The 2,237-nt window shown below is 33.7% G+C and carries 3 protein-coding genes and 1 pseudogene; all 4 read right to left on the reverse strand.

The features are described 5' to 3' along the window. Window positions 1-1,243 (reverse strand): annotated as a pseudogene (locus tag ACQR30_RS14910) (hypothetical protein); the annotation flags it as partial. A 98-nt stretch (window positions 1,244-1,341) separates the two neighbouring features. Beyond that, a complete protein-coding gene (locus ACQR30_RS14915; RefSeq protein ID WP_429736519.1) occupies window positions 1,342-1,515 on the reverse strand; it encodes a DUF4295 domain-containing protein in 174 nt (57 codons plus the stop codon). Between the two features lie 71 nt (window positions 1,516-1,586). Further along, a complete protein-coding gene (gene rpmG / locus ACQR30_RS14920) occupies window positions 1,587-1,769 on the reverse strand; it encodes a 50S ribosomal protein L33 (protein WP_429736521.1) in 183 nt (60 codons plus the stop codon). 31 nt (window positions 1,770-1,800) lie between these two features. Then, window positions 1,801-2,037 carry a 50S ribosomal protein L28 gene (gene rpmB, locus ACQR30_RS14925; RefSeq protein ID WP_119984706.1) on the reverse strand — a complete coding sequence of 79 codons (237 nt, stop codon included), beginning with the start codon at window positions 2,035-2,037 and terminating at the stop codon, window positions 1,801-1,803. Window positions 2,038-2,237: the final 200 nt, after the last annotated feature.

A 2,237-nucleotide genomic window follows, 5' to 3' on the forward strand; every position in this document is an offset into this window, starting at 1 on the left:
CACCATTTTTTACGGCAATATCAGCTTTTAAATTGGTTGTGAGGAAATTATCCCAATTAGTTCCATCATCCGTAAATACTGGTTTAGTCGGCGGCCGTATAAATGCGAGACTATCTATTTGTTTAGTGGATTTCGCGGTTTTAGTAGTCTCGAGGTTTAGTACATTTCTGTAAATATATTTAGGTATTTCATTCAATCTCTCTGAAAATATAGGTGTATTAGCAATACTATCGTACTGCTTTTCCGTTAATGTCCTTCTCAACTGATGTAAATAATTAGCACGCAGGCTTATTTGAAAATCATATTTATCAGGAAAAGTAAGTGCTATAGCCTTCACCACCGTGGAGTCAAAAATGTAATCTGCTGAAGCCAAGTCTTTAATTTTCAAATTTGCCAAGTCATCATTATCTCTACTGACAATTCTATTATTCAAAATAATAATCGCTGCCAGATTATGCTTAAATATCTCAAAGGATTTCGTTTGAATCAATAAATCATCGGGCTTTACGGTAAGGATGCTATCTTGTTCACCATCATCGGTAACGTTAAAAATAATCTTCTGTGTTTGTCTGTAAGTAACTTTTTTGCCAAACATAGAAGCAGCTGTCCACTTGGGACTTTGGGCTATTACACGAACCGCTTCTTGAGCGGAACCAAATCCCGGGTCATTAAGGGCTTTTGCTTCAGTGACTTCCCCTGCTCTATTTATTAAAAAAGACACGGTCACCGAATATTTCCCCTCAGGCGCTCCATTATCAGCAGGTAATTGGCTCTTTAAATTTCTTTTTAGGAACATTCCCCATCCTTGCCCTTTGGATGGGAATTCCGCTTTCTTTAATTTTGTAAAGAAGGGAATGTTCCTGATAGTTGTCGCTGTCTTTTTTGATTTTGCAGTAGATACAATTAAAACATTAGTAATTGAATCTTCTTTCTTTACTTTTTTATCAAGCCCTTTTTTGTAGAGAAAAGCACGCACTTCTTTCGCACCATTTATATAATCAACAAACGCCAACTTATCGATGGAAACTTTATCTAATTTCCTACTCCCCAAACGCACAATACCATCATTTAATAGAATTATTTCGTGCTTGTCAAAAGTTTTCTGATAAAGTTTAAAGGCATCAGTCTGTACAAAGTAATGCCTGTCACCTTTATGGATTTGACCAGCATTTGCTTTTAGGCCACTGATTAAAAAAAAATAAAATAAGATAAAGCCCAAAGATTTCAAGCTATACAACGTCATAGACCTATTTTTATTTTTTAATATATGGCAAGGTAATTAAATACAAAAAGCCGCTCAAAAATTTGAGAGGCCTTTTTTATAAATTAAATCGCCACAACCTATTTAGCCGACAAAAACTCTTTTACATTGTCTTTGTGAATGATAGATTCTTTGAACGTGTAGGCACCTGTTTTGGGGTTACGTACAGTTTTAATAACTTTAGTCCAGTTTTTTGCGTCTGCTGCAGATTTAAGATCTTTAACTTTTGAGTTTTTTGAAGCTGCTTTTGCCATCACTTATTATTTGATGATTTGAAAATTTGAAAATAAAATTTCTTTATTAACAAATCCCCTAATCGATTAATCTATTTAATTTCTTTGTGTACAGTTACCTTTTTCAAAATAGGATTATACTTTTTAAGCTCTAAACGCTCAGCAGTATTTTTTTTATTTTTTTGAGAAATATAACGGCTGGTCCCTGGCATGCCACTTGCTTTGTGTTCTGTGCATTCCAAAATTACTTGAACCCTGTTCCCTTTCTTTGCCATTTTAAAATATCTTTAATAATGAAAACTTGAATTAGATTTTAACCCCGTCGGCTCTTAACTGTTTAACTACTGATAACAATCCGTTTTTATTAATTGTACGAATTGCATCGGCAGATAATTTTAAGGTAATCCAACGATCTTCTTCTGCTAGGAAGAAACGCTTTGTTTGCAAATTAGGTAAAAAACGACGCTTAGTTTTAATGTTTGAGTGAGAAACATTATTGCCAACCATAGGCTTTTTTCCTGTTACCTGACATACTCTTGCCATAATTGATTCTTTTTATCGGACGGCAAAGGTAATATAATATGCCATAATTCCAAAAATGTTTCTGAAATTGTTTTTATTTTTTTAAAAGTAATTGCAAAAAAAAAGAGCAGCTATTACAACTACTCTTGATTTTGAATATCAACTGGGTTAAAATCACCATTTTTCTACCTCTTCTGAAGCCAAGGTATTATCAACTGATT

The sequence above is a fragment of the Arachidicoccus sp. genome, assembly GCF_050436765.1.
Classification (GTDB): domain Bacteria; phylum Bacteroidota; class Bacteroidia; order Chitinophagales; family Chitinophagaceae; genus Arachidicoccus.

What these genes read in the sequence shown, in the direction of transcription:
- ACQR30_RS14915 (WP_429736519.1), bottom strand. Translation starts at nt 1,515, where the DNA reads ATGGCAAAAGCAGCTTCAAAAAACTCAAAAGTTAAAGATCTTAAATCT.
- rpmG (WP_429736521.1), bottom strand. Translation starts at nt 1,769, where the DNA reads ATGGCAAAGAAAGGGAACAGGGTTCAAGTAATTTTGGAATGCACAGAA.
- rpmB (WP_119984706.1), bottom strand. Translation starts at nt 2,037, where the DNA reads ATGGCAAGAGTATGTCAGGTAACAGGAAAAAAGCCTATGGTTGGCAAT.